Source organism: Clostridiaceae bacterium (assembly GCA_012840395.1).
Classification (GTDB): domain Bacteria; phylum Bacillota; class Clostridia; order Acetivibrionales; family DULL01; genus DULL01.
In genome coordinates this window covers 1-1,775 of sequence record DULL01000074.1, presented here as the reverse complement: position 1 = coordinate 1,775, position 1,775 = coordinate 1, and the positions used below count along the sequence as shown (strand labels likewise).

General features: G+C 35.0%; 2 protein-coding genes. Both read right to left on the bottom strand.

All coding sequences use genetic code 11. The features are described from left to right. Window positions 1–627, bottom strand: a 627-nt coding sequence (locus tag GXX20_08965) for a DNA-binding protein (protein ID HHW31785.1), incomplete at its 3' end; no start/stop codon positions are given. Further along, window positions 624–1,469 carry a heteromeric transposase endonuclease subunit TnsA gene (locus tag GXX20_08960; protein ID HHW31784.1) on the bottom strand — a complete coding sequence of 282 codons (846 nt, stop codon included), beginning with the start codon at window positions 1,467–1,469 and terminating at the stop codon, window positions 624–626. The genes GXX20_08965 and GXX20_08960, both read right to left, overlap by 4 nt. Window positions 1,470–1,775 lie beyond the last annotated feature (306 nt).

Here is a 1,775-nt window from a genome sequence, read left to right as displayed (position 1 = left end):
TTCATATGCAAGTTTAAGAGAATTTTTGGCGCTTGTGTGATAGTATTTATTGATAGCGATATTAAATATCCTTTTTATTTCTTCATCTACATTGATTCCCTCACCCACCAGTTCAGCATTTTTTCTTTTGCGCCCACGCTTTTTGTTTCCTACCCGTCTTTCTTTTCCCGGACCTCCGCATAAATAGTAGTCTGGAAGCAAAGCGTTCTTTGTTTTCCCTCTTTTCCAGAAGCGTTTAAGGTAATTTGAAATAGTTTTGGCATGCAAATTATAAATAGCCGATGCCTTTAAAACAAGTTTTCTACGTTCTTTCTTACAAAAAATTACAGGTTCAAGCACAATCAGTTCCTTAATTACTTTCCATGCTTTATCACGTATTTCTTTTGATTTCTCTGATAATTCTCCTTCATCAATAATCTTAACAAACGGGTCGCTATCCAATAAACCTGCAATCCCCTGCTTAATGCATTCTTCAATATCAGATATACATCTTGGGAAAGGACTTTCATTTGAATATATGTTTATAACATATGCAATGTTTTGCTGCCTATCAAGCCATAAAACCCTTTCTATGCTTTCTTTATCATTATCATGTTCCCATTTGATTAATGTATTTACCGCTATCATAGGCCTCTCACCCTTTCTGCTAAACTATGATTTATGATTTCTATACTCTGGGTCGAATCATTAAGGTCGATTTTTTTATTCATGTCCACCATTATCTTTTTAAGGGCAATTAAGCGCTTAAATATGTATATCCCTGTACCTGTGTCCAAATTAAACAGCCTGTCAAACTGCACAGTGAAATTTCTAATCGATGTATTACTTCCTTCCAATTTATCAATAAAAGCATTACAGTAATAGTCAACCTCTTCATCTGTAAGTCCCCTTTCATCGGAAGGATACAAGGATGAGTGAATCCATTCTATATTCTTCGCTTTGACCACTGGAATCTCTTTTTGTGTTACTATTCCCCAATCAATATTTTGGCTCTGCCAGTATCTCCTCTCTATTTCCAACCTTTCTAATGCTGTTTTGCGCTCAAGTTCATAATCTGCTTTAAGACTTCTGGCGACACATGTTATTTTATTGTTTGGTTTTTTCAGAGTTATTAAAAATGATGTAGATAAAACGTATGGCGTTCCTGTATCTTTGTCTTTAAATAAATCAAAATTTAAGCCAGCATTGTTTTGTATTACTTCTTCACAATGAAATAAGGGATAATGTTCCCTGATATCTAAAACATCATCCTCCCATTCCAACAAATAAAAATATCGTGCTTCCGAATCCGTGAAAAAATGATGAATTCTTTTTGTTTTCCATCCAAATACACGTGTAACTCTTCCTTTGCTGGGAAAGTCCTGTACAGTAAGCCAGGGCTTGTAATCCTTTCCTTCCCCCTGTCCTCTGCCTTCCATTAGAAATCGCTTTAATTTATTTTCATCCCAATCTATTTTCCGTTTAGCCATGCAGATACCTCCAGAGTTTAGGAGTAATTGATTAAGGTAGATAGGTTAAATAAATTGATTAACTTTGTTAGAACCCCAGAATCTTTACTTCTTATCCCTTATTCTCCTATCCTGAATAAATAAAAAATGCCATCGACATCAGTAAGACACCTCTAGGGTGACTGTGTCAATGGCACTTTGTCCATTTCCTTTAAACCTATTCTCATTATATCATGGACCGACTTTATTTTAAACGTAAAATCTGACTTGAAATAATATGCAGTAGTCGGATAAAATTCTGTGCAACCAACATAAGGAGGCATTTTA

Excerpts from the sequence above, each read along its gene's own strand:
- GXX20_08960 (HHW31784.1), bottom strand. The coding sequence starts at position 1,469 with ATGGCTAAACGGAAAATAGATTGGGATGAAAATAAATTAAAGCGATTT.